Consider the following 21273-nt stretch of genomic DNA (forward strand, 5'->3'; position numbering starts at 1 on the left):
ATTTCACTCTCCACTAACCCCTCTTAACTCAATTCTCATCTCCTTCAATATACAATTTCTTTCAGTCAGATTTGCGCTCTCACAAACCTTCCCAGAAATTTAGCGTTTTTCTTCCCTATCTATCTATCTATCTATCGTATTGAAAAACTTATTATCTAGTATTTACAATCGTGCGTAGTGCGATACAATAAAAAAAGTAGCCCCCATCTACGTTGACTGTTTATTATCAACAAAAACTATGTTAAAAAAGAATATCATTTTAAAAAGTTCTATCTTGTTATTTAGTTTTTTATTATTAAATTTACAAGGTTGTAGCAATATATTAAATGAAAATGCCACTACTGAAAATACGACCACTGAATCGGAAAATATAAACCCCACAGAAACCGAAACACCAGATGTAGCCGTAACGGAAGAACCTAAACTTTATACCTGTGAAGAATTTAGTTTAGATGTATCTCCTTTATTAACACAAGAGGAAATTTTTGAAGTAAAACACACTCTTAATTTTAGTAATAAATGCAGTTTTAATTCTTTGGAAGATTTAGCTAATTTTTGGCAAGAAATTATTATCTTTTTTAGTACTCAAAATTTAGCCAAAGATGACTTTGAAACCGCCGAACAGTATCAACAAAGAACAAATGATTTAATTAAACAACTAGAAAACAAATTAGGATTTACTTTTGCTGATACTTTATTCACTGTAAAAATACCAACACTGGTAAACGTCACAAATGATCCAAATCAACAAAAACTCTATGAATATTCACCCGAAAATCAAGAATTAAAGGTAAATCTTAGAAACTCTTTTAGAATAAGTTACGAAGCAAGTACATCTGCCTATAAAGATATGAATACTCTAGTAACTGGAATTGAAAATAGTAATACCAGTTTCCTTTTATATTATGATCTATTTTTATCTGAAAAAATAAGACGTTATTTTGAAGCACAATTAAATTGGAATGATATTTCACAAAGTTCAAATATAAATATAAAAAATATAATCCCAGAAGATGCTAAACAAATTTTAACTGAAAATCGCCTAATGGTAGAGGTAAGTTTTAATATTGAATTAGATAAAATCATTCAGTATTATAATACTATTCCACCTATTAATGAAATGATAAAAAACCCTGGTGCTGGTAATAAACAAATAATAGGTACAGGGTATAATTTGAGTTTAATTGATAAGGAAACAGGGACAATATTTTGGCAATTAAATCCTTTAATAGAAGAAGTAATGAATACGGGAACACTTAATTCTACTCCTCAAACTAATCAAAACTTAGTAAGTGAAAATAAAGAGGAAAATTCTCCCATTAATGAAATTAATAATCAACCAATAAATCAGCAAATAACTACGGAATCCAGCAATAGTCAAACTACTTTGCCGTCTTCTTTATCCCCCGATAAATGTTCTGTTACTAATATTAAAACAGGACAATTAGCTGTGCGTAAAAATCCCAATGGGGAATCAATAGCAGGATTAGATAATGATAACGTTGTACAATATCTCAAAGGTGAAAATCCTTGGTTTTATATTCGTGTTATTAACGGTCCTAATAGTCAAGTTGATGGAAAGGAAGGATGGGTTAATGCTAATTATCTAAATTGTCAAAATAATTAGGGTAACATAAAAGATTCCGATAATTTTCTACTTTGTTTTAGTTCTCGGATTGACGGTTTAGACTTACACCAAAATTCTGAAAACCGTTATTTTTTTGATGACTCGATCGATCCTTTTCCTTTCCTGCTAGTGCTACATAGTAGATACAGAAGGAGTCGATATAACTACGAAAATTTCTCATTTAAGCTAAAAAAATATTTTAGTAAGAAATTGGATTCTTTCAATCATCAAGATAACATATTGGTTCATAACCACCTGGTCTTAAATAAGCAGAACGCCCTCCACAAATACTACCATTTTTAGCAAAGTCATAGGGGCAATCACAGGAACCTTGATAAGATTCTCTTATGGGAGTATGAGAAGGGGTATATTTTTGCTCTACTTGTACAGTAGGTGTACTTGGAGTTACTGTTGGTGGTGGATTAGATGATAATGCTGGTTGTTGAGTAAATAAGCCATATAAAAATACAACAACTGTAAAAGGCATTAAAAGCAATCCACCAATTATTGTCAAGATAAATGTTAATATTTTGAGCAAAAATGAAAAAATAAAAGTAATTATAGAAATCATAATATGATATATCTAAACAAAAAATGTGATATTACTTAAGATATAAACAACTAAAAAAAGAGAATATATTATATCAATAATCACTTTTAAAAAAGTTATAAATATTTATCTTTAACAAAACACACTTGATAATTTTGCTAGAGAAATTTATAGTCTATATCAAGATTATCAAGGTTTTTACTATTAAATTGACAAGCCAAAATTATTCGCGCCAACATCTTTTATGACCATCGATATAACGGCAAACTAGCTTTTGTAAAACTATATGGTCTTGTATTGTATTTTTTGATAATTCTTGAGATTGAGAAGTAATTTGATTATCTAAAACACCAACTTGGACGAACGAATGACCCATAATAGGAGCCGTAAATACCATCGCAATAACTAGACTTAAGGCAACAAAAATTTGTCTTAATTGCTTTAAAATCATCATAGTTGTCATATCCCTTTAACTAATTTATGTTGCTAGTAACTTTAGTACATAAAATATGGAATACATAATAATCTACACAATTCTTAACATTTATTTTTTAATTCTCAATTTTCAATAATCCTATTTTCACGGACAAAAAAAAGAGGCGGTTAAGCCTCCAAAACTTAGATAGTTCAAGCGTTTTCAAGGAAACAAGCGTTCAGTTACTTTTGCCACATAAATGTATAGGTTTTAAGAACTCCTGCCTTGTCTCTAAAAATTTTTTTCAAAAGTACTTGAAAAATCGCCCAAAGCGATCTAAGGTTAAAAGTGTAACACATAAAAATCATTAGAACTGAGTAACTCAAGTTAAAAGAATCCTCTATTCAAAATGATTTGTAAGTGAATCAAAGACTCGCAATCAAAGACTCACTGTAAACCAAAGGAATCGTAAACGAAACGAAACGTAAACGAAACCAAATGATCCAAATAATGGATCCAAATAATGTTAATAAGATGTTAATAGAAAAAGGTAAAATTGTCACCCTCCCCCTCAAACAAAACAGTGTCTCCCCTGAATTTGCCACCTCGGCGCAAGGGTCAAAAGCTCATGGCGGTTTAAATCAGCCCAATGGTCAAAATTTTTCATCTTCGCAAAACTTAACAATTAGTCAGGAAATCTTGACAAAAAAAAGACCCCTGCGAACAGATATATCATTCTCCTACTGTGCTGAGTTGATTAATAAACCTGTCAAAAATTCTGACAAGGCAAAAACTAATTTTCACTCCATGTCAGGAAATGTTGATAATATTATTGACATATATCGTAAAGGATTCGCCGTTAGTCCTTTTCACTACACCGATAACCACAGGAATACTGAAAATGCTACGGTAGCAGGTTTATTAATTGTCGATATTGATAACCAAGAATGGGTTGAAGAAGTGGGAAGTGGGCAGTGGGAAGTGGGCAGTGGGAATAATGTCACTAATGAGGATGAGGAAAAAAGTAACTATCCACTATCCACTAAAAACTATCCACTCCAAGAAATTGTTGACGGGAATAATAATAATGGGTGTGAAAATGAGACTGAGTCTGAAAATGATTGGGGCAATGAGCTTCACAATGAAAATGGGGATAATAACGGCAATAAGCCTGAGAATGGCAATAACGATCGACAAATTGTTAAACGGAAGGTATATAAACACCAATTAACCTTAGAAGAGTACCAGTCGATCGATTTCTGTCGTAAATATACTTTTGCCATTACCACCTGTTCTCATACAGAAACATGGCACAGATTTCGTGTTTTTCTGCCCTTACCCATGGATATTGATAAAACTACCTATGAGGTGGCACTAAGACATTTAAACGGCATTTTAAGGGGTGCTATCGATATAAATGCCACTAACCCTAGTGTCGGCTTTTATGGCAATAGTAACGGTATTTTATACAAATCCGATGATTTTCAAGCCCTAGACTATAACTGGCTATCCGAATTACAGCCTGAAGTGGACAAGATTAAGAGAAAAAGGGCAAAACAAGAGCGTAAGTTAGCCAAAAAAATCGCTAAAAGTCAGAAAAAATTAGCTCAAAGTGCCACCGCTAAAGATATTATTGACGCACTGTCTTATGTATCATCAGAAGATTATGATACTTGGACTAAGGTAGGCTTTGCTTTACATCATACTTTTAATGGTAGTGAGGAAGGGCTAGAAATCTACGACAATTGGTCGTCTCAAGCCCATAATTACAACGGTAGAAAGGCGATTGAGTCTAAATGGCGCTCCTTTAGTAAATCACGCACCAATAAACCCCTCACCATTGCTACAGTGTTTAAGTTGGCGATCGATCGAGGGTATAAACCACCGAGAAAGATTAGAAGAAGGCTGGATGCACGGCATTATTTTGAGGAGTATAAAACCTTCTCCTATCCCATATCTCTGGAATGTCATAAAAATTATAACAAGGGTGAAATAACTCACGAAATTAATCACTATAACTCTGATTATTCAGACAATGAAATTGAGGCTGGTATTTCTCCTGATAATAATTTTGCTGGTGAAACAACTAATCAAATTAATCCCCATCACTCTGATTATTCAGACAATGAAATTGAGACTGGTATTTCTCCTAATAATAATTTTGCTGGTGAAATAACTCACGAAATTAATCACTATAACTCTGATTATTCAGACAATGAAATTAAGGCTGGTATTTCTCCTGATAATAGTTTGACTAATGGAGTAAATATCTCTATATCTTTCCATAATCAAGATTATTTGAATGCTCAAACTAAGAAGAAAAATTCTTCTCATAATGATTTTAACGATGGAATAAATACATCGATCGATCTACAAAATTCTGGAAAATCTCTTGATTATTTGAACAGTCAGACTAAGCATAATAATTCTTTTTATAATGATTTTAACGATGGAATAAATAGGTTGATCGATCTACAAATTACCGCCGATAATCTTGATGATTTAAACCGTCAAACTAAGAATAATAATTCTTCTCATAATAATTTAGATAATGGAATAACTACATCGATCGATCTGCAAATTACCGCCGATAATCTTGATGATTTGAACAATCAAACTAACAAGAACAATTCTTCTCATAATGATTTAGATAATGGAATAACTACATCGATCGATCCGCAAATTCTCGCCGATAATCAAGATTATTTGAATGCTCAAACTAAAAAGAAAAATTCTTCTGATAATGATTTTAACGATGGAATAAATAGCTCGATCGATCTGCAAATTCCTGCCGATAATCTCAATAATTTGAATGATGAAATTAACACTCTAATTTCCCCATATAATAATTGTACTGGTGAAATAACTAGCCCAATTAATCACCATAACTCTGATTATTTAAGCAATGAAATTGAGACTGGTATTTCTCCTAATAATGAATTTGTTAAGTCAAAACCCAAAAAAGGCTATTTCCCAGAAGAAATAATCGCCCAAATTCCCCGTCAAGGATTAGTTTTTATTCAGGGGGATATGGGTACAGGTAAAACCTATTTAGCCGAAAAAATTGTCAAAGAATTTAAAGCTCAAGGTAAATATGTACTGTCTCCTGATAGTACCCGAAGCCTCTGCCAACAATCAGCTAATCGTTATGGTATTTATTACAAAACCCATGATGATACTACCCCTATTGAAAAATTGAGAAGTCAGGGCATTAAAACTACCTATGACAGCTTTGCTAAATACAAAGATGAATCTCCTGATTGTATTATTTTTGATGAAATTTTGTCTAGTATCTATCATTTATTACTAGGTGATACGGAGTTAAAACATAATCGAGAAGAAGTACTCTATGCTGTGAGAAATGTGGTGAAAAACTGCATTGATAAGGGCGGTTTAGTTATTTGTCTTGATGAAATGTTGGTGGACTTTTGCATCGATTTAATGAAGGATTTTGCTGGTGGTATTGAGCCTTTTATTGTCGTTAATCATCACCGTAATAACAACTATGAAACTCATCAATTACTAAATCCCGATGATCCAAAAAAACTCCTCTTTACCATGCCAACACTAGGTTTAAAGCCTTTTTATTGTTGCGATAGTCAAAAAGAAGTTATCTCTCTTTATGAGGAATTATCGGCTACTTTTCCTGATAAAGTCTTCAAACATATCCATCAGGGTAATGCTAATTTGCCCGAAAATAAGGAGTTACTCAGTAATCCTACGGTTTGGTTACAAAATAATCGGTGTGATGGTTTAATTGTATCCCCTACCATTGTTTGTGGTTTCTCTATTGAGGGCAACTTTTTTGATGCGGTTATCGGTAATTTCTGCGGTGTTTTACCTGTCAACCAATGTCGCCAAATGTTAAGACGCATCCGTAGTGATATTCCTCGCTATGTTTATGCTAGTAGTCACGGCTTGAGTTATGCCAATGTCTTTGATTTTCAGGAAATCGCTGATAAGGCTATCTCTAAGAAAAAGACGAAGTTGGATTTACTCAAGCTATCTTCTCTCATTGCCAAAAGTATTCTCCCTCTTGAATATATGAAGGTATTGCATAGTATGATTGATCCAGAAACGGGTAAGTGGAACAATATTGAGCTTATCACCCAATCGAAATATATTGGCTTTATCAATGGGGGTAAGGCTAATTATCAGGAAAATATTTTCCATGAGTTAAGGGATAGTGGTAGCACTATCATTTATGGTTATAGTTATGATAAGTTTGTATTGGAGTTTGTCGAAGTGGGATTTACGGAAGAATCTTTACAGGAGCATAGCAATAAAGACTTCAAGGGTATTGTTAAAGCTCACCATCAAAAGGTAATCTCTCATCAAGCGGAATCTATTTCTGTGGGGGATAGTAGTGGACATGATTTGGAGTCGGCGCAGTATGTCTTGAAAAATCGCTATGCCCAAAATCCGAAAACTCACCAGCCTCTATATACGGAGGCAGAAATTGCTGGTGCTCAAAAGTTCATTTATCAGGATTTATTACCCAGTGTAGAGTTGACTGCCGATTTTATTAAGGAATACTTATTGGAAGATAAAACAAAGCTCAGATCGATCGAGCGCTATTTCTGGCTGAATAATTTTAGTTTACTCAAGAAGAAGGAAACCATCAAGGCTCTTAATTGGCTCAACAATTCCCGCCGCCTTGTCTATTTGGAAAATAACCATGATGATTTACTGCTGGAAATTCATCTTTTAAAGGTGCTGGAAGTGCAAAAATTCATCGATTTAGACGGTTGTTTTACTAGAAAGGATAAATGTATCAAGAGTTTCTTTAAACGGGCTTTAAAACACAAACAAGACTTGAAAGATTATTTCAACATTGAAGTTACTAAAAATAGTAATCCCATTATCGTCTTGAAGAAGTTACTTAAGTCCATTGGTATTAAATTGCAGTCAAAGGTGAGAAAAGTCAACAAGGTTAATACAAGGGTTTATGTGATCGATCGATCGTACCTGCATGATGAAATAAGACAATCGGTATTAACATCTTATCAAATGCGTAATATGGTGTTAAAAACTGTCAAAGGAAAAATGAAAAAAATTAGTGAAAATTTTGAGGATAACAAAATGACAGAAACTCTTATCAAGAGTCCTTTAGATGCCGATAATAACCGCTACAAAAATGACTCTATATCATATAATAATAAAGCCCATTCTGTAGCTATCAATAAGGTGACAACTGAGGAGTTAAAAGAAGGGGAAAATTTTAATATTCAAACGGAGTCGAAGGAGGGTAACAAAATGGCAGAAACTGTTATTAATAGTGACTTTAACCCTGATGATAACCGCTACGAAAATGACTCTATATCATATAATAATCCAGTCCATTTTGTAGCGACTCAAGAGGATAACAAATACTGAAGTTGAGTAATTATGTAGTAAATTTACATACTGAAAAATTAGTCGGGCTTGAGAAATCGATCGATTTATTAGTTTTTTATCTTTTTATTTTTGCCATTCAGATATTTGTTTTTCTAACAGATTTTGTTTAGTTTCAATGGCTTCTAACTTTTTTAAAATAAGGGAGTAAAAGTCTTGATTAATAACCTCTTGTTGATTATTTTGTAATAAAGATTTTCCGAAGATAAAAGGTGACTTAAATATAAATAACCATAGTTTTACTAATAATGAAGGTATCATTTGAATAATGCCCCAAATAGTTAAAATTAAAGTTATTATTAATATAATTGAAATAAAGGGATGAGAAACAAAAAATCCAATTATAAAGTGATTAGCAACCCAATTATTCCATAGTGATTCTAAGCTAGAGCGAAAATTATTAGATATTAAGTCAGTCAAATTATTAGAACTATTAATAGCTTTCTCCCCTAAATCTTTAAGCATATTTTTACCTGTGTCTAAAGCGTTTAAGCTCTGATAATTAGTAGTTGTTATTAACATAATTTTTAGCTAAATATATTGAGTATATAAGAATAAAAAAGAAATTTAACTAGGCAAAAGTTGTCGGAAAAAATCATTAATTTCTTCGCTATGAGTGGGATTAAAAGTAGAGTCATCCCAAATAACTGAAGCCTTATAATGTTTATTATTGATTATTTCCCAAGCTATTCTAGTAACATGATTTCGAGAGATTAATTTTAAATTTCGATGCCAATGTATATCAACTTCAAAAATAATCCCTCCCCCATCTCTAGGAGCAACAAAAATGGGTCTGGTATAATCATAAGTACCATAGGGATGTGATATTAACAACGCTAATTGACCTACACTATCTCTGGTACTATTGAGTCGGTTTTGAATCTCTTGAGAGAAATTCTGAGGATTTTTGGTAAAATTGGTTTGCTCTTGATTCCATTCTAAAGAAGAAAATAGGGATAAATGACCCCCTTGGGCTTGAGGAATAGGTACAATGCTAAGGAATAAAATCAGTAATAAACAGATGATGGTTTTTTTCAACATAGAAAATAAAATCTTTTTCACTTTTTACTTATTTATCAGTGGCGTTTTCTTCATTTATGCAATAGTTTAGAAAATTTCTTTTATAAATTTGATTAACTTTTCTTTCAATTTATGATCATCGTTGCTCGATCGATTTGTTCCCTATTGGTGTGCATCCCTTCTGTTATCCTTGCCTAAGTCTTATTTTCTAATCACAAACTAAAAATAGGAGATTCAAGTAGTAAGATGGAGATATTAGACACTGTATATTTTAAACTAGACAGATGAAAAAGTATTATATTAATGATTTACAAGAAAGATATAATCTGAAAACTAGGCAGTCTGTGTACGATCGATTAAAAGCCATAGGAGTACGAGTAGAGAAAGAAGGGAATAAAAGCTATGTAACGGAAGCTGTATTGGACAAATTAGACCAACTGCAAGAGCATTTAAACTTAGGAGGAAGTATCAAAACCTTTACTCCCACTGTTAAAACAACTGTCCATTCCAAAATAGACAATGAAAATGAAGATTTTGAGTCCCCAATAGACAGTGTAAATTCTCCACTAGGCAAAGCTAATTCTTCATTAGACAGTGTAAATTCTGGACTAGACAAGACTAATTCTTCCCTAGACAGTGTAAATTTTGGACTAGACAAGACTAATTCTTCCCTAGACAGTGTAAATTTTGGATTAGACAAAGCTAATTCCTCCCTAGACAGTAGTATTCAATATGTACAATTAAATTTATTTGATAGTCTGATGGAGAGAGTAGAAGAAGTAGTGGAGCGAATGATACCCGTTAACCCGATTAGTCATTGGGAGAAATTAGATTTAGCAGTGGAAAGGGGATATATACTCAGTAGTAAAGAGGTACATAGTCTAGTGGGTACTAAACCATCTGGTACAACATGGACAAGGGGAGCATTCATTTTTACTCGTGCTGGAAAGATAGGTAATCAAGGCGGATGGAAAATTAGTCGCCTTGGAGATTGAGATTGAGATTGAGAAGAAGGAGGAGGAGGAGAAGTTCGATCGATCGATTTTATTTTGAGCTTGAGAGCTTGAGAGCTTGAGAGCTTGAGAGCTTGAGAGCTTGAGAGCTTGAGGATTGAGGATTGAGGATTGAGGACAAGACAATTAAGTTTGATTTAACTATTAATGTCACTTTCTTCATTTATGCAAATTTCTTCTTCATATTTTTTCTTCAAATGATAAGATGATCTGGATTCAGATTCATCACTAGAAGCAGACCAATTTAATACCCTTTCATACAATGTTTCATAAATAAAACTCACTGATGATGGTTCTAGTTTTATGGGATAACGATATACTTCCACAGGATAACTAAGATTCTCCTCCACCTCGCCCTTAAAATCAATTAATAATATTCCCACTTCATTACCAGTTGTTTGTTCGATCGTTTTGATTAAATCAACATCATTCGATGGAATAGCAAAACAGAAATAATGACAGAAATGTAAATATTTCTGCCATTTATGGTCAGAATTAAAATCCGACAAACTAGACTTTATTTCTACCACAAAAACATCTTTTGGACGTTTATAACTCCATCGAATTACCGCCATAAAATCTATTCTTAATCTTTTGCCCTCAAAGTTAATCCTTACCTCTGTATGGTCTTGATAATGCTTTGGGGGGTAACGCATTCCCGTACAAATTTTAGTCCAGTTGACTAGATTTATTTTTAAAGCTCTCGATATACTTGGTGCTATTTGTTCTTTGGATATTTTTACCTTTTCATTTTCATTGTTATTATTGTCATCCTCATCCTCATTCTCATTATCATTGTCATTATCAATCGTTTTAACGGCAACCTGTCCTAAATGTTCATATTTTCCCTCGTTACCTTTTGTTGGTCTTCCTCGTAAGGTTTGGCGATTTTCAGGTCGATACTGTTGCTCGATCGATCTTGTTTCCTTAACGGTAATATTACCTTGTAAAACCTGCTCTTTGAGTTTCTCATAGACGGGAGGCGGTGCATTTCTTTCTACTTTTTCTAAATTTTCAAGTGCTTCGGGGGATGCTACCGCATGATCAATATCTTCAATTTCTTTACTGCCCACTGTGTAGAGATAATATTTACCTGCTTTAATATATCTCCAAATTAAGGAAGGTTGACGGTCACATTTTTTGGCAATATGATGCACCCATGCGGTAAAAGATGTTTGTCCAGACTGTTTAAATAATTCCTTCTCTCTAACGGCAATGGCTATCTTAGCAACTTCTCGCCAACTAGATTCGGCAGTAATCAATAGTTGTTCGATCTGTTTTTCAGCTTTTTCTAGTTTATCAATATTAATCATGGGTCTATAATAAGTCTAGTCAACTAGATTATCATGTTAACAATAAAATACAAGAAAATAAAATTTATTTCCGATGAAGCCATTGAGGTCAAGATACAATTGAGAGGAATGCAGAGGTTAGTTTATCCTACATTCAAATAAGAAGCTCCCTCGATCGACAGAGTTCTATTTTAGAGATTAAGGGATAATTGACCGATGGTAATATTACCTTTCCTTCCTCGATGATATTCCAAATGACAGCTATTGCATAATGCTACCAAATTTTCTGGTCTGTTATCTTCGGGTATGCGATTCCAGTGATGTACTTGCAGACACTTTCCCCTTCTTGATTTCTCCTTATCCTTAAAGTCTGCACCGCATTTCGCACATTTCCAGTCCGCTTTTTCCTTGACTTCGAGTGCAATTTCATTCCAATCTTGAGAATATCTGCTCATCATTTATCCCCCTAATTCACTTTCTATTTTAGGATTTTTTATACAGAGTTTATTTCCTCGTTCTTATCTTTCTGATCGATCGATTGTACTTACGGCAAATGGCAAAAACTATCAGTTGATCGATCGTATTGAGATAGCAAAGGGATAACAGAATCAGAATCATAGCACCGCCATCAAGTGTTTTCTCTGGCTTTGGCAACCATCATCATCACCAGAAATAATTAAGATTCGTCATCCTGTTGCCTTTTAGTCAGGGAATCAGAATTAAAGATTAACCGCCGTAAGTAAGAAAGAATTGATACTTTTACTTTTACTAGCCTGACTCTGTTGATTGTAAATAGTGTTAAACATAGTTAAACTATGGCGCATACGGTGAGCCGCCGATGCTTTCACATTTTCTCCTGCACTTTCACATTCATTGATGTAAGTTGCGAAGATGTGCCGTAATTGATGGGGGTTGACTTCCACTTCCGCTTTTCTCTTGAAAAAGTTTTTGAACATTTGATTGACAGAACAAGGAGTATGTTGATCGCCTTTTTTCTCTCGGACAAAGAAAGTCTGAGTATCACCTTTGACTAAATATTGTCTGTATGTACCCCACCAGAGATTGAGATAGTCATAAACACAAGTACCATCATCAAATTGTCTGTTAAATAAAGCATCTTGGTAATGCTCATTACCGTTTTTATGGTCTTCGGGATTCAAGTCAATAAAATACATACCCCCATTATTTTCATAGTCAAAGGGATCTAACTTTTGAAAAAATCCCAGTTGATCCACAACACCAAACTTCAGAGTTTTACCGAAAGTAAGCTCACGCAGTGTTCTCTGACGCTCAGGGGGATAAACAGTCAGTAACATCAACATTAGGAATTTTTGTAAACTTTTCGCTCTTTGAATGTCGTCTTTGGTAGTTTTCTGTAAATATTGCTTATTGTTTTCCCTTGTAATTATATTCTCATAAAATTCATGGTCAAAATCAGCTTTGAGGGATTTCATGACTACGATAACTTCATCATAACTCAACATAATCGGTTTAACCTTCCTTCCCTCCATTTCTTCAGCACATCGATGGCTCAATACTCTTAAAGCACAGATAAATTCAATATCCTCGTAATTACTATATCTACGTTTATTGGTAATCCCTTTATAATAAAACTTGCTCATAGCAATCAGACTATTAATATACTTTTGAGCAGTTCCTGCGGAAGTGATACTATAGTCTTCAAAAAACTGTTCTAGCCATTGAAGACGTAGATCTGTTTTCTCCATCGCTTCTTCTCGTTTCTTTCCTTCTAGGATATATTTGTCCTCTAGGTTTTCCCAGTCTCTCACTCTGGTATCAACTATAGGAATAATGAAACTAAGGCTTATATCTTCAATAGTTAAATTCGGGTTTTGTAAGTATTCCCATCCCAATAACCGATAATATAAGACTTTTATACTCTCAATAGTTATATCCCTTCTATTTTTTTCCAGAAACTCAAAGGCAATATTAAATTCCGTTTCTAGTCTTTCCAATTGACTATTAATGATAAATTGTATTTCCTTTTGATTTCGTTCAGGGTATTTCTTCTTTAAACGATCTCCCAGACTGATTTTATCAATACGAATAGTCTTCTTATTACGATTAGAGGCTTTAACCCCTTGTTTTAGCTGTTCTTGAATATAGCCTTTTTTGATAACAGGGTTACGAGTAGAATATGGTTGTAACAAAACTTTAGGTTCAATGGCAGGGGTATTATGTTGTTCTTTTATGTAATTTAAACCTTTACAAAAATAGCTTTTTCTTTTACCGTCAACTTTGCCCTTAACTAAGATTGAACCTTGAACAAAACATTCAACAGCTCGATCGAAATCAAAATTTTCGTCAACGATGATTTTGTCTAGGATGTTTTCCATCCTAGCCATAACCTTCTTTGTCGCACGTTTCTGTGCCGTTTTTTTCCCTTCTAAACCTCTTGTATATTCAGAGAGAAAAACCGACTTGATATTCGCCCCTTGTTTGGGATTATCCTTACAGCATTTTTGTAACCCAAAAAGCATACTGTTAGTCTTGGGGTTCGTATTTATAAAATTAATGGTCATTATTTTTACCTCTAGTTAGTGTTCGTAAACTGGGTATCCCTTTCTATATGAGAGATACCTTGATTTATTGTTTCTATTTTATACGATGTATTTGTTATTTTTAAATAGAACCAGAGTAAGGTTCTTGCTTATATTTTTAAGAAAATTTGAAAGCATTAAAATCCTAAAACTATTTAATAGCAATACTTTACTGATTAAAAGTCGTTAAAGTATTGCTAAAAAGTCGTATAAAAGCTCAAAATAGACTCGTATGAGTTCGTAAAGTAGAGCTAATGTACATTAGTTGGGATTGACTATTGATAATGGACATAAAAAAGTCGTACAAAAAAATTGAATTTCTACGAGTCTATTTGTTTGTCCTTTTTGATTTGGAGCAGATGAAAATGTCCATACCTTTCCATCAAAATCAAATCGATGAGGTTTGAGGCACTAATCTCCAGTTGTCGGGCTTCCTCTAATAGTGTTTGATAATTAGTAGGCAAAATCTTCCAGTTGCACCGTTTGGTTTTTCCTTCGATAAAATTAAGCATGGGTTGTCCTTTTTTACATTTAATGGCACGTCGTCGCAACATTTCTGCGTATTCCTTGATGGTTTTCATGGCAATTTTTATTTATTTTTTCTTCTCTAATTTTCGCATATTGCCTTGTTCCACAAAAAATTATGAAGTTGAAAAAGACTAGACATAATGTATAGAATTTTGTTAGCGCTTTAGTTTAAAATAATCTCTATACTATAGATAGACATTTATGATGAAAAAGGATAAATTAATTACCATCAGGGTAAACGAACAGATTCGAGAAAAATTTAATCAATGGTGCAATGAGCAAGGGTTATCTGTTAGTGAATTTCTTTCTAATATCATTGAAGATTGTGCCAACGGAAGTTATGAAATGTCTAGCAATAATAAAGAGAAGAGTAATAAAATTGCTAGACAAAAACTGATAGCTTTAGAGGCTAAAATTGAACAATTATCTAGCCAAGTTGCTAGTCAGACATCAATAACACAAGGGGGGCTAGTAACGGAGAGAATAGAGGGATTACAAAAGCAAATTAACCATATCCTCAACAATGCTCAAGGTACATCAATTCCTATAGACAATCCACTAGACACAAAGGATTTAGATGCTTTAATACAAAGTAAAATTAATTCAATTTTCAACCTTGATTGTCTATTAGAAAAGATAGATAATAAACTAGACAAGAATGAGTTGGAAGCCTTAATAGAAAGCCAAATAAATTCCGTAATTGATGTGAATAGTATATCTCAACGGCTAGACGCTAAACTAGACAAGAATGAATTGGAAAAGCTAATAGAAAGTCAAATAAATTCTGTTATTGATGTGAATAGTATATCTCAACGGCTAGACAATAACTTAGACATGAAGCAAGTAGAAGTCTTGGTAGAAAATAAAATTGATTCGGTTTTAAGTTTAAATAACCTATTAGAAAAGCTAGACGCAAAGCTAGACAAAAATGAATTGGAAGTCCAAGTTAAAAGTCAAGTTGAATCTATTTTAACTGAAGCTAATTTAGGGAAACAAATAGATAATAAGCTACACAATACGATCGACAAGGAGGGAGTGCAAACTTTAGTGGAAAGTCTAGTGGACTCTACCTTAAATCAGGATAATCTATTGAAAGTGATAGATAAAATGATAGACGAGAAGTTGAAGACGGTAGTTTCTCCCTCCCTTAATGTTGCTGAGGAGGTAAATATAGATAATCAGGAAGATGTTTGCTTAACGGAAAATGAGGAAGTAAGTATAAACAATCTAAAAGATATTTCCTCAACGGAAAATGAGGGGGTAAGTATAGACAATGTGGAACCTATCTCTTTCACAGAAAATGACGAGCAAATAATTGAGAAGACTGAGGAGACTAATTATACTGAACAGGTAAGCCTTGAAAAAGAAGCTACTATGGAGGTAAAACCAGAGGAAAGTATAGCGGAAGCGATAGACGATACCTCCCAGACTGAGGAACAAATACCTCTTGCTTTTCAACAATTGCCTTTAGGGGTTGTAAAGGTGACAGCTTTGGCTAAATCATTGGGGATTGCTCATGTTAAGTTGGGACGTATTGCCAAAAGCATTGAGGAAGGGGAACCTTACAATATCGATTTCTTTCCCCAATTATGGGATTATGTTAAGTTAGAGTTTGTTAAGAATGAAGATACAGAAGGTAAGGCTGCGAGAGTATGGACTAAGATTAAGTAATTGCAATGGTGATAGTTGTAGGAAGAAACTATAGTATGTATTAATGTCCCATTATTATTGGAAATAATGATATTTATCGATCGGATCGATCGTGTCATTGAAATAATGAAAGTAGTTTTTCGACAAGAGGCTCACCTAATGACATTAATTTAACATAAGGGTATTCCTCATAAACTTGGGGGTAAAATGTAACGTGATAGGTTGAGTTATTCCACTTTAATACCCATATTTTATCCTCTTGAGCTTCAAAAATGATATTCTGACTTTGTAACGATCGAGATTGAGTAAAAAATTGTTCAACTTTTTCGGGAGGAAAAGGATTGGGAGATATTTTTTGCTTGACTAACTGTAAATCAGCATCCACATTCATCGTTACTATTTGACCAAAATCTGGACGTATGGGGGGATTATCCAATAAATCCTCTAACTCACTCAATAAAACTCCTTCTTCTTCAGGATCTGCCGCCATCACTGCTTTTTCAATAAAAGTGGGTACTTGTGCTAAAATGGGTTGTAAATTGCCCACTACCGTCTCAAAAGCATTAATTCTCGATCTCAACTTTTGATATACTTTAGCTTCGACAGTGCCATCATAGTAAAAATTATGAATATGGATAGTAGGGTGAATTTGTCCAATTCTATCTAAACGCCCGATTTGTTGCTCAATTTGCATTGGATTCCACGGGCAAGAATATTGAAATAATACTCCACAAGTTTGTAAATTTAAGCCCTCACTCGCTGATTTTGTACACAATAAAATCTTAATATTAGGCAATTTTTGATTATTAATATAGGATTGTTTATTATTAACTAATTCTTCATTATTTATTATTAATTGTTCATTATTAATTGTCTTTGCATTATTTATTATTAATTGTTCATTATTAATTCCTCTTTCATTGTTAATTGTTAACTGTTCATTGTTAATTGTAAAGAGTTTTTTAATTACCTCTTTTTTTACAACCTTCCATCTACCATTTTCGTACAATTCTCCCCCTCTACCCGAATAACAAGCCACTTGATTACCATATAATTGCACTAAAGTTTCTCTAACATAATCCATCGTGTCAGTGTATTGAAAAAAAGTAATTACCTTTTCTCTTTGGGTTAATTCTTGTCTTAAAAGAGTTAAATAATGGGATAATTTCGTATCTTCTCCCATTTGTTCACATTGTCTTAAAATATTCTCTAAATATTCAATTTCTGCGGGATCTGTTGCTTTATAATATTGTTCTAATCCCTCTATAATATTATCGTCTGCATCGTCTAAATCCATTAAATCATCATCGGTGATACTAATACCTTCTAAACGTCTTTCCAAGGATTTTTGAATGGCATAAAATGAGCTAGTCAGGCGACGGCGGTATAATGTCATTAAAAACCCTAATCCTTTCCTATTCTGTTGTTGTGCTAAATTATAAAAATGTCTCACATAATCACTCACCGCTTGATATAACGGAATTTCATTAATGGGGTTGAGTGCGATCGCATTATCAAATACAATTCTATTCGGTATAGGTTTATCTAAAATGCCTCGGCGATAATATTCCCTTAATGTCTCTCTGGTATGGCGAAACATCAAATCCTTAATGGGAGTATTAACCGTTAAAAATTGCTTAGAAGTATTAATAAAAATATCATCTTGACAGACTTTACGAGGATTAACGATCGCCCTTCCCCTTTCCCATGTATCCTTGAGAGAATAGAGTAAAAGACGGTTATTTTGTTGTAAATATTGTTCAAAAATAGCACAGGATTTTCCCCCTTGTTGAAAATAGTCAACTGCCAGAGATTGCCAAAAATTAAGCCTTAATTCATTAACGGGTTGAGGTAAACTATCAAAATAGTCACAAAAATTATCTTGATATTGCCATAATCCCTTCAACCCCACCAGATTGAGTAAATCAAAAACTTCAATGGTGTCTAACTGCATAGGAGTAGCTGTTAATAATAATAAACTCTTAGTTTTTTCTCTCAGTTGTTGCAGTAAATCCAGAAGACGATTAGGGGTGTTTTCCCTTCTTTGGGGATTACGGCGACGGGCATGGTGTGCCTCATCCACCACAATCAAATCCCAATCTTTAGCCTCTAATAACTCTTGGCTACGACTTCCCTGACGCACTAAATGGGAGGATGCTAAAACTAAATCCACCTCATTCCAAACATTATCAATGGGGGTAATGGTTTCCTTATCGGGATTAGTAAAGACACCACCGCTATAACTCCAAAAATGAAGATTAAATTTCTCTTTTAACTCCTCATGCCATTGAGATTGCACACTAGCAGGAGAGAGAATTAATACCCGTTGCACTTGACGGGAAATCAGTAAATAGCGGACAATAATACCCGTGCTAATAGTTTTACCTAATCCTACCTCATCACAAATCAGAGCAGAATTAGGAAAATCAGCAATAAACTTTAACAGTATTTTCCGTTGATGTATCCAAGGCTTAACGGGGATAGACTCTAAACAATAAGCCAAACACCCTTCATGATTATGGATATTTAATAAAGATGTAAACTTGGCTTTTTCTGCTTCTATTTCCTCCGCCGTTAAATTAAATTTATCTTCTATATTATTCTCAATATTAGAGATATTATTTCCCTTAATTTCTTGTCTTTTATCTTGTAAATTATTAATTAATTCTTTATTGTTAATTGTACATTGTACACTGTTAATTGCTCCTTCATTGTTAATTGTTAACTGTTCATTGTTAATTGCTCCTTCATTGTTAATTGTACATTGTACATTGTTAATTGATTTAGGAGTATATCGAAGTAACTTATTTTTAACGGCGGTAGGAATATCAAAAATTTTGACATTAGGGGCTAAATTATGCCATAACTGTTCAAAACGATATTCTTCTTCATTTACTCTTTGTAAATCCCTTTCTCCTTCCCAACTACAGTAAACATGGAATGATTCTACATTATTTTCCCATCCCCCTAAAGACTCATTATTTGAACCACTAAAAGCGATTTTATTCCCTTCTCGATCGATAAAAATACCTGTTTTTTCATGGAATAATTTATGTTTATTTAACTGTTCTGGTAAGCCATTTTTTTGTAAAGGAATAGCTATCTTTATCTCTAAAAAATTGTTCGCTATTAGCCAACTTAATATCTCAAAATGTTTTAATTGAATTAGATTTTCTGGGGCTTTTAATTCTATGTCTAAACGATTATTTAACCGCTCTTTTAATTCATATCCCTTACTAATGGCTAGTAAATCATCCTCACTAAATTCACAACCCATAATTAAACGCATTTGCCCTTCATTATAAATCATTACCTCTAATCCTTGGGCAACTTTAGAAAGGATTGCACTATTAAAAAACCCTGATTTACGATCGTATTTTACGGCACATTCTAGGGCGGGGATATAAAAATCTGCAATGGGATTATTTTCATTACTAGAATAACTAATAAGCCAATCTTTTTCTGTTAACAACATTTCAATTAACAATTAACAATGTACAATTAACAATTAATATATTATTATTTTTCAGTTTTTAGGTTATTCTTTGTTGAGTTAATAATAGAAATTAATAATTTTAAAATTTCTTTTAAATCAGCTACGATCGAATTATAACCTTTTTGATCAATATATTCTTCATAATATAGTAACTCTAACCAGTATTCTGACTCATTGGCTTCTTTAAGAGCAATAGCTAATTTATGAACAAAATCAGCTTTACTTTCTGCATATTCTGATTCTCTCACTAAAGCACCAATAGCAGTACCACTTCTTAAAAGTTGTTTCGATAAAACAAACTCTTTTTTTTCATTAATTAAATACTTATGTAATTTTATTACCCTTAACGCAAAATTAAAAGATTTTTCTTTAATTATATTTTTTGTCATTATAAGTATGATAAAATAAAAACTGTTAATTGTACATTATTAGTTGTTAATTATTAATTGTACATTGTTAATTGTACATTGTTAATTGTAAAGTGCAAGAATTTCAGTTAAAAATTAGTTCTTTAAAAGATAATAACTTTGCTGTTGAATTATATCAATGTGCTTATAAAAAAGCAGGAGAGAAAAAACGTCCTTCCCCTCAAAAAATGGGAAGAATTAAAGGTAATAGTTTAATCTTAATTAGACAGACTATTTATCAAGTATTAAAAGCGAATAAATATGATCCTCAAACCTTAAATTATAAAAGACGCACTCCTTATATTTTAACGGAAGAATCAGGCATTAATTTAGCAATTTTATTTCAGACAATTCAACCCTTAAAAAAAGAAGATAAAATTGTTAATATTCGGGATGCCGTCATGGCAATGAGTTATGAAGAAGCCCATTATTGGTTTGCAAAAATTAATCATGGTAAACGTAATGTTGCTTTACGCGCTTTAAGGATTCTTTTAGGAGAGGGAAATTAATTATTAACGCCAAACAGGAATTTTCATTATGTCAAAATGATAGTCATAAGTCCACACTGCAACTTTAAATTGATTAGCCAAGACTGCAATTATCGCATCAAATAGAGTTATTTTTTGATCTGGAAACTTAGCAATTATAGAAGTAGCAGATTGATAATCTTCAGGGGTAGGATTAATTAAATTGGCTTGTAGCTGAATTTCTTGACTAAACTTTATAGCCGCAGTAATTCCTATAGATTGTAAAATCAGTTTATGAGTTTCCAAATAAATAGGATAAGGAATAAATACGACTAATTTTTGTTGATTGATTTGGCTTAATTGTTGTTGAGATTGTTGATGATATTGATCATCTTTGTCCACCGCCGCATATAGTGGACCAGTATCTGCAATAATAGCTCTCATATAATGACAATTATTAAGATTATTCCGCTAAAATTTGATCATGGTTAACGGAAATGTCATTTCTACCGCTTCCTTGACTAGCTGAGGTTATCTGTAAACCTTCTTTAAGTTGTGTGTTATAGCCTTTGGCTTTGAGTAAAGAGAATAGTGTATCATTGCCACTATCTTTTATCGATTTTGAGTTATTTTGACTTATTATCATCCTCAACTCCTGCATTTGTCTATGTGAATCTCATCTTAACACCATTATTGATAATCAATAATTATCTTAGTTCAATTCATTGAACGATCGAACCTCACCTATAATAATGAATAATTATTAATTAAACTCGATCGAACCTCACCTATAATAATGAATAATTATTAATTAAACTCGATCGAACCTCACCTATAATAATGAATAATTATT

The 21273-nt window shown here is 32.9% G+C and carries 17 protein-coding genes; 5 read left to right on the plus strand and 12 right to left on the minus strand.

Going from position 1 to position 21273, the window contains the following annotated elements; all coding sequences use genetic code 11:
* Positions 1-238 precede the first annotated feature (238 nt).
* Complete coding sequence (locus ACN4EE_RS07120; RefSeq protein WP_431705723.1) at positions 239-1627, plus strand: SH3 domain-containing protein; 1389 nt, start codon at positions 239-241, stop codon at positions 1625-1627.
* 220 nt (positions 1628-1847) lie between these two features.
* Here ACN4EE_RS07120 and ACN4EE_RS07125 read toward each other — a convergent pair whose 3' ends face one another.
* Both ACN4EE_RS07125 and ACN4EE_RS07130 read right to left on the minus strand, forming a co-directional pair.
* Complete coding sequence (locus tag ACN4EE_RS07125; RefSeq protein WP_431705724.1) at positions 1848-2114, minus strand: hypothetical protein; 267 nt, start codon at positions 2112-2114, stop codon at positions 1848-1850.
* Positions 2115-2400: 286 nt separating this feature from the next.
* Entirely contained in the window at positions 2401-2631 is a 231-nt protein-coding gene (locus ACN4EE_RS07130; RefSeq protein ID WP_431705725.1) for a hypothetical protein, read from the minus strand.
* A 471-nt stretch (positions 2632-3102) separates the two neighbouring features.
* Here ACN4EE_RS07130 and ACN4EE_RS07135 point away from each other — a divergent pair, with 471 nt between their 5' ends.
* Positions 3103-7968: a plasmid replication protein, CyRepA1 family gene (locus tag ACN4EE_RS07135; protein WP_431705726.1), complete on the plus strand. Its 4866-nt coding sequence runs from the start codon at positions 3103-3105 to the stop codon at positions 7966-7968.
* A gap of 84 nt (positions 7969-8052) precedes the next feature.
* Here the strand turns inward: ACN4EE_RS07135 and ACN4EE_RS07140 are convergent, their stop codons facing one another.
* On the minus strand, positions 8053-8508 hold the full coding sequence (locus tag ACN4EE_RS07140; protein ID WP_431705727.1) for a hypothetical protein: 456 nt from the start codon (positions 8506-8508) through the stop codon (positions 8053-8055).
* Positions 8509-8553: 45 nt separating this feature from the next.
* Entirely contained in the window at positions 8554-9027 is a 474-nt protein-coding gene (locus ACN4EE_RS07145; protein ID WP_431705728.1) for a hypothetical protein, read from the minus strand.
* 263 nt (positions 9028-9290) lie between these two features.
* Here ACN4EE_RS07145 and ACN4EE_RS07150 point away from each other — a divergent pair, with 263 nt between their 5' ends.
* Positions 9291-10001: a hypothetical protein gene (locus ACN4EE_RS07150; RefSeq protein ID WP_431705729.1), complete on the plus strand. Its 711-nt coding sequence runs from the start codon at positions 9291-9293 to the stop codon at positions 9999-10001.
* 155 nt (positions 10002-10156) lie between these two features.
* On the opposite strand, the gene ACN4EE_RS07155 is transcribed toward ACN4EE_RS07150, so the two are convergent.
* The 4 genes from ACN4EE_RS07155 to ACN4EE_RS07170 all read right to left on the minus strand — a co-directional run bounded on the left by ACN4EE_RS07155 (position 10157) and on the right by ACN4EE_RS07170 (position 14453).
* Positions 10157-11332, minus strand: coding sequence for an MmcB family DNA repair protein (locus ACN4EE_RS07155; RefSeq protein WP_431705730.1), 1176 nt, complete (start codon positions 11330-11332; stop codon positions 10157-10159).
* Between the two features lie 170 nt (positions 11333-11502).
* Entirely contained in the window at positions 11503-11769 is a 267-nt protein-coding gene (locus ACN4EE_RS07160; RefSeq protein ID WP_431705731.1) for an HNH endonuclease, read from the minus strand.
* Positions 11770-12030: 261 nt separating this feature from the next.
* Positions 12031-13854 carry a hypothetical protein gene (locus tag ACN4EE_RS07165; protein ID WP_431705732.1) on the minus strand — a complete coding sequence of 608 codons (1824 nt, stop codon included), beginning with the start codon at positions 13852-13854 and terminating at the stop codon, positions 12031-12033.
* Positions 13855-14192: 338 nt separating this feature from the next.
* Positions 14193-14453, minus strand: coding sequence for a hypothetical protein (locus ACN4EE_RS07170; protein ID WP_431705733.1), 261 nt, complete (start codon positions 14451-14453; stop codon positions 14193-14195).
* Positions 14454-14601: 148 nt separating this feature from the next.
* Here ACN4EE_RS07170 and ACN4EE_RS07175 point away from each other — a divergent pair, with 148 nt between their 5' ends.
* Positions 14602-16071: a ring-infected erythrocyte surface antigen domain-containing protein gene (locus ACN4EE_RS07175; RefSeq protein WP_431705734.1), complete on the plus strand. Its 1470-nt coding sequence runs from the start codon at positions 14602-14604 to the stop codon at positions 16069-16071.
* A gap of 94 nt (positions 16072-16165) precedes the next feature.
* On the opposite strand, the gene ACN4EE_RS07180 is transcribed toward ACN4EE_RS07175, so the two are convergent.
* Positions 16166-19525, minus strand: a complete 3360-nt coding sequence (locus ACN4EE_RS07180; protein ID WP_431705735.1) for an SNF2-related protein — start codon at positions 19523-19525, stop codon at positions 16166-16168.
* Between the two features lie 44 nt (positions 19526-19569).
* Positions 19570-19935: a four helix bundle protein gene (locus tag ACN4EE_RS07185; RefSeq protein ID WP_431705736.1), complete on the minus strand. Its 366-nt coding sequence runs from the start codon at positions 19933-19935 to the stop codon at positions 19570-19572.
* 92 nt (positions 19936-20027) lie between these two features.
* Between ACN4EE_RS07185 and ACN4EE_RS07190 the strand changes: the two genes are divergently transcribed.
* Positions 20028-20462 (plus strand): DUF7680 family protein, encoded by a 435-nt coding sequence (locus ACN4EE_RS07190; RefSeq protein ID WP_431705737.1) that lies wholly within the window; start codon positions 20028-20030, stop codon positions 20460-20462.
* A gap of 3 nt (positions 20463-20465) precedes the next feature.
* Here ACN4EE_RS07190 and ACN4EE_RS07195 read toward each other — a convergent pair whose 3' ends face one another.
* A complete protein-coding gene (locus ACN4EE_RS07195) occupies positions 20466-20864 on the minus strand; it encodes a type II toxin-antitoxin system VapC family toxin (protein ID WP_431705738.1) in 399 nt (132 codons plus the stop codon).
* 19 nt (positions 20865-20883) lie between these two features.
* Positions 20884-21066: a hypothetical protein gene (locus ACN4EE_RS07200; protein ID WP_431705739.1), complete on the minus strand. Its 183-nt coding sequence runs from the start codon at positions 21064-21066 to the stop codon at positions 20884-20886.
* Positions 21067-21273 lie beyond the last annotated feature (207 nt).

Origin of the sequence: Geminocystis sp. CENA526 (assembly GCF_050753365.1) — a bacterium.
Classification (GTDB): Bacteria; Cyanobacteriota; Cyanobacteriia; order Cyanobacteriales; family Cyanobacteriaceae; genus Geminocystis.

Bases quoted from the DNA above. Each gene is read 5' to 3' on its own strand.
- ACN4EE_RS07135 (WP_431705726.1), top strand. From the start codon at position 3,103: ATGGATCCAAATAATGTTAATAAGATGTTAATAGAAAAAGGTAAAATT.
- ACN4EE_RS07150 (WP_431705729.1), top strand. From the start codon at position 9,291: ATGAAAAAGTATTATATTAATGATTTACAAGAAAGATATAATCTGAAA.
- ACN4EE_RS07180 (WP_431705735.1), bottom strand. From the start codon at position 19,525: ATGTTGTTAACAGAAAAAGATTGGCTTATTAGTTATTCTAGTAATGAA.
- ACN4EE_RS07200 (WP_431705739.1), bottom strand. From the start codon at position 21,066: ATGATAATAAGTCAAAATAACTCAAAATCGATAAAAGATAGTGGCAAT.
- ACN4EE_RS07185 (WP_431705736.1), bottom strand. From the start codon at position 19,935: ATGACAAAAAATATAATTAAAGAAAAATCTTTTAATTTTGCGTTAAGG.
- ACN4EE_RS07130 (WP_431705725.1), bottom strand. From the start codon at position 2,631: ATGATGATTTTAAAGCAATTAAGACAAATTTTTGTTGCCTTAAGTCTA.
- ACN4EE_RS07160 (WP_431705731.1), bottom strand. From the start codon at position 11,769: ATGATGAGCAGATATTCTCAAGATTGGAATGAAATTGCACTCGAAGTC.
- ACN4EE_RS07125 (WP_431705724.1), bottom strand. From the start codon at position 2,114: ATGCCTTTTACAGTTGTTGTATTTTTATATGGCTTATTTACTCAACAA.
- ACN4EE_RS07140 (WP_431705727.1), bottom strand. From the start codon at position 8,508: ATGTTAATAACAACTACTAATTATCAGAGCTTAAACGCTTTAGACACA.
- ACN4EE_RS07120 (WP_431705723.1), top strand. From the start codon at position 239: ATGTTAAAAAAGAATATCATTTTAAAAAGTTCTATCTTGTTATTTAGT.
- ACN4EE_RS07155 (WP_431705730.1), bottom strand. From the start codon at position 11,332: ATGATTAATATTGATAAACTAGAAAAAGCTGAAAAACAGATCGAACAA.
- ACN4EE_RS07165 (WP_431705732.1), bottom strand. From the start codon at position 13,854: ATGACCATTAATTTTATAAATACGAACCCCAAGACTAACAGTATGCTT.
- ACN4EE_RS07195 (WP_431705738.1), bottom strand. From the start codon at position 20,864: ATGAGAGCTATTATTGCAGATACTGGTCCACTATATGCGGCGGTGGAC.
- ACN4EE_RS07145 (WP_431705728.1), bottom strand. From the start codon at position 9,027: ATGTTGAAAAAAACCATCATCTGTTTATTACTGATTTTATTCCTTAGC.
- ACN4EE_RS07175 (WP_431705734.1), top strand. From the start codon at position 14,602: ATGATGAAAAAGGATAAATTAATTACCATCAGGGTAAACGAACAGATT.
- ACN4EE_RS07170 (WP_431705733.1), bottom strand. From the start codon at position 14,453: ATGAAAACCATCAAGGAATACGCAGAAATGTTGCGACGACGTGCCATT.